A 4183-nucleotide genomic window follows, 5' to 3' on the forward strand; every position below is an offset into this window, starting at 1 on the left:
CCCCCCCCCCCCCCCCCCCCCCCCCCCCCCCCCCCCCCCCCCCCCCCCCCCTCCCACAAAAAAAACCCCCCCCCCCAGATTAGCGAGTGTCTCGTGGGCTCGGAGATGTGTATAAGAGACAGCGCACAGACTGCACGCAAACCGCGCCCGAAGCGTGCAGTCTTCGTGTACTCGATGGTGGGGAGCGAGGCTGGGGGGGCTAGCGCGTGCGGGGGCGGCGGGTGACGCGGACGGCGAGCGCCACGAGGAGGGGAAGCGCAGCGGCCGCGAAGGCGGTGATCGCCACCGGCGCGGAGGGGAGGGAGCCGGTCAGTCGCGCGACGCCGATCCAGGCCAGGCCCCACGCGGACCCGAGGGCGGGGGTGAAGCGCCCGCGACCCGCCAGCGCGAGGATGCATCCCACGACGCCGAGAACCGCGAGAGCCCCCATCGCCCAGGCGTGCGGGTTCCCGCCCAAGCGGAGCAGGTCGGAGGTGAGCAGCCAGGCCGCGACGTCGGCGGCCGTCGCCACGATCACCCAGCCGAGGTACAGGCCGACCACGCCGTCGAGCAGGACGGCATCCACCCGGGACTCCGCCGGGTGGATGCGAAGGACGGCGAACGCGGCGAACAGCACCACCAGCAGCGCGGCGATGACGACGACGGACACGCCGAGTTGTCCGGCCTGAACCGAAAGGATCCAGGCGGCATTGAGCAGAAGCGAGGCCAGCATCCAGAAACCGACGCGGCGCTGGCGTTCGCGTGCCGCTTGCGAGGGCAGGGCCTGCCAGATCGCGTAGGCGATGAGTCCTGCGTAGATCACGGACCAGATGGCGAAGGCCGGACCTCCCGGCGCGAGCAGGGTGGCATCCGGCCCGAGGGCGCCGCCCGCGACCTTCGGGATGGGCGTGCCTCCTGCCAGTCCCGAGCCCACCACCGCGCCGATCACCGCGACGACGGTCCCCGCGATCACCAGCGTCTGACGGACGCGGTCGGCCGGTGCGGGCCGCGCGGCAGCGAGCGTGCTCATGTCGCGCACGGTAGCCCTGCACGCCCCGCCGGTGAAGGGATGCGCTAGTCGGCGACGGCAGACGCGATGACCACCGTGGCGCCGGACTCCTCGTCCGACTCGATGCGCGTATCCAGGCCGGAGGCTGCGAAGAGCGCGGCGGAGACCGGCGCCTGCTCCTCACCGGCTTCGATCAGCAGCGACCCGCCGGGCGCGAGCCACACCGAGGCCTCCCCGGCGATGCGGCGGTGGAACTCCAGCCCGTCGGCTCCTCCGTCGAGCGCTGCGGCCGGCTCGTGGTCGCGCGCCTCCGGCGGCATCAGGGCGATGGCGTCCGTCGGGACGTACGGAGCGTTCACGGCCAGCACATCCACCCGATGCCGCAGTCCGACCGGCAGCGCGACGAAGAGGTCGCCCTCGAAGACCCGGTCGGCGGGCAAGTTCCTCCGCGCGCAGGCGACCGCGAGAGGATCGACGTCCGCCGCGTACACGTCGGCCGTCGGCACCCGGGCGGCCACCACGGCGCCGATCGCGCCGACGCCGCAGCACAGGTCCACGACGACCGGCCGGCCGGGACGGCGAGCAGCGCGAGCGGCGAGCGCGGCAGCCCGCCCGGCGAGCAGTTCGGTGCGCCGCCTCGGGACGAACACCCCCGCATCCACGTGGATGCGCTGCCCGCAGAACTCCACCCAGCCCAGCAGCGGCTCCAACGGCTCCCCGGCGACGCGGCGCGCGACGAGACTCTCCAGTTCGGCGTCCGAGGCGGCGGCCTCGGTCAGCAGGCGGGCCTCATCCTCGGCGAAGACGCATCCCGCCGCCCGCAGGCGCGCGACGAGTCGGGGATCAGGTTCCGGCACCCGGCCATGCTAGCGGTGGTGGACGCGGCCGCCGGCGCCGGTCAATACGGCCGCGCGACGAGCAGCCGGGCGAGGTGCGCCGCGTTGTTCGCGACCGTCGCGTTGGTGCGCGCGACCGCCTCGGGCGTCTCGTCGAGATCCTTGTAGTCCACGGAGCCCATCGCCTCGCCGTTCCAGTACGTGCTGCCCTGCGACGGGATGCTGAAGCCCACGTCGTTGAGCGCCTGGAAGACGTCCGCGACGATCGCGTGCGCCCCGTCCTCGTTGCCCACGACACCCACGACGGCCACCTTGCCCTCCACGAGCGGACGGCCGTTCTCGTCGGTCTCCGACAGCTCGGCGTCGAGTCGCTCGAGTGCCCGCTGAGCGACCGACGAGAGGTGCCCCATCCACGTGGGTGTGACGATGACGAGGATGTCGGAGGCGATGATCTGCTCGCGCAGGTGCGGCCACTGGTCGCCGCCGCCCTCGTCGAGGCTCACCCCCGGTTTGATGTCGTAGTCCACCAGCCGGACTGCCGTGCCGGTCACATCGTGGGTCGCCAGCTCGTCCAGCAGCTGCCGCGCGAGGAGCTGGCTGCTCGACTCGTTCGGCGACGGCTTGAGGGTGCAGACGAGGGCGAGCGCGGTCAATGTTCGCGTGTCATCGGTCATGCCGCGAGTGAACGCGCGGACCCTCCGATCCGCAAGGTCCGATTTTGCACGGTCTTGCCCTGCGGTCTTGACCTCTCGGCCAGGTGATCGTATGGATGGGTGATGAAGCGCATCCACTACGCGAGCGGCTCCCTCCTCACTGGGGACGATATCGCCGACGTCCTCGTGCGCTTCGCCGCGGCGCTTGCGCACAGTAACGGGGCCGCCGAGGTGCGCGCCCCCGTCGTTCGCGACGACGGCGGACGGGGAGAGGTGCTGCTCCTGCTCGGGCCGGCCAGCCAGATGCTCGCGGAAGCCGAGACGTACACCGGCGCGGAACTCCGCGACGAGCCCTTCGTCGCCGAGTTCGAGCACCGGATCGCGTCCCTCGGGCCGCAACGGGCCACCTTTGTCGAGAACGGCACTGAGGACCTGCCCGACGTCGACTTCGACCTGCTCTGACCTCGGCTGACGTCCCCCGGGATGGCCGCTGCACTGGAACAACCGGGATGGCCGCGTACTATCGGGCGAGAAACGGACAAGCGGGAGCGGTTGATGCAGGTGTTCCACGTGTATATCGACGACCTCAGGTTCACCTTCGTCGACCGTGCGCCCGTGGAAGAACTCAAGGCTCGCGTCGTGAAGGCGAGCAGGAGCGACGGTGACTTCGTCTCCATCGCCCAGTCCAGCCGGCCGCCCAGCGAGATCTTCGTGACCGCGCAGACGCGGGTGCGCATCGAGACCGCCACGATCCCGCGTGACCCGATCGCCTCCGGGTCGGCCTCCGGCGAGGACGACGACGACGCATTCTGGTTCGATTTCGACTCCCTGGCGTGACCTCGTCCGGCCCCACGGGACCTGAGCGGGGTCTGACCGGGCCCGCCCTGCCGCGGTAACGGCCTCACGTCACCGCTTCCCCCCGGGCCTTCGACGGGGGATGCTCGTCTCATGCCGCCGACCTCGCTCTGGATCGACACCTCGCCCCCCATCCCGACCGACGCCTTCGAGTGGGACGGCCACTACGACACGATCGTCGTCGGCGCCGGCCTGACCGGCCTCGCGACCGCCCTGATGCTCACCCGTTCCGGGATGCGCGTGCTCGTCCTCGAGGCGCGGACGGTCGGGGCGGTCACCACCGGCAACACGACCGGGAAGGTCAGTCTGCTGCAGGGCACGACGTTGTCCGGCATCCGCCGGCACGCGTCCGAGGCTGTGCTGTGCGCCTACGTCGACGGCAACGCGGCCGGGCATGGCTGGCTGCTCGATTTCCTCGAGGAGCAGGGAGTGCCGTACCAGCTGCGGGACGCGGTCACCTACGCAACCACCCTCGACGGACTGGACAGACTGGATGCGGAGCTCGCGGCGGCCCGCATCGCCGGCCTCGACGCGGTCGAGGAGCGGACCACCGAGTTGCCGTTCCCGGTCGAGGGCGCGCTGACGCTGGCGGACCAGGCGCAGATCCATCCCATGGAGGTGCTGGCGGCACTGGCTGCGGAGTTCCGCCGGCTGGGCGGCCGGATCGTGGAGGGCGAGCGCGTCACCGATGTCTCCGCTGCGAAGCCGGCGGTGGTCACGAGCACGTCCGGCACGTCCCGGGCCGGCCAGGTGATCCTCGCGACCGGGACCCCCATCCTGGACCGTGGACTCTACTTCGCCAAGGTGGAGCCGTCGCGCTCGTATCTCACGGCCTTCCGGGTGCCGGGCGA

General features: G+C 71.6%; 6 protein-coding genes. 3 read left to right on the forward strand and 3 right to left on the reverse strand.

Annotated features, from left to right (window positions below; all coding sequences use genetic code 11):
• Positions 1-199: 199 nt before the first annotated feature.
• From ACPYOG_RS18750 to ACPYOG_RS18760, 3 genes are read right to left on the reverse strand one after another with little or no spacing between them, the layout of a single operon-like run.
• Positions 200-1009 (reverse strand): tryptophan-rich sensory protein, encoded by an 810-nt coding sequence (locus ACPYOG_RS18750; RefSeq protein WP_481295656.1) that lies wholly within the window; start codon positions 1007-1009, stop codon positions 200-202.
• 44 nt (positions 1010-1053) lie between these two features.
• Positions 1054-1845, reverse strand: a complete 792-nt coding sequence (locus tag ACPYOG_RS18755; protein WP_481295657.1) for a putative protein N(5)-glutamine methyltransferase — start codon at positions 1843-1845, stop codon at positions 1054-1056.
• 41 nt (positions 1846-1886) lie between these two features.
• Positions 1887-2498: a flavodoxin family protein gene (locus ACPYOG_RS18760; RefSeq protein ID WP_481295658.1), complete on the reverse strand. Its 612-nt coding sequence runs from the start codon at positions 2496-2498 to the stop codon at positions 1887-1889.
• A gap of 102 nt (positions 2499-2600) precedes the next feature.
• Here ACPYOG_RS18760 and ACPYOG_RS18765 point away from each other — a divergent pair, with 102 nt between their 5' ends.
• The 3 genes from ACPYOG_RS18765 to ACPYOG_RS18775 form a co-directional block, all read left to right on the forward strand.
• The gene (locus tag ACPYOG_RS18765; protein WP_481295659.1) at positions 2601-2939 is read left to right on the forward strand and encodes a hypothetical protein; all 339 of its coding nucleotides are present in this window, start codon (positions 2601-2603) and stop codon (positions 2937-2939) included.
• 108 nt (positions 2940-3047) lie between these two features.
• The gene (locus ACPYOG_RS18770) at positions 3048-3314 is read left to right on the forward strand and encodes a hypothetical protein (RefSeq protein WP_481295660.1); all 267 of its coding nucleotides are present in this window, start codon (positions 3048-3050) and stop codon (positions 3312-3314) included.
• Between the two features lie 111 nt (positions 3315-3425).
• On the forward strand, positions 3426-4183 hold a 758-nt coding region (locus ACPYOG_RS18775; RefSeq protein WP_481295661.1), incomplete at its 3' end, for an NAD(P)/FAD-dependent oxidoreductase.

The sequence above is a fragment of the Leifsonia sp. HAY1-4F genome, from assembly GCF_056755275.1.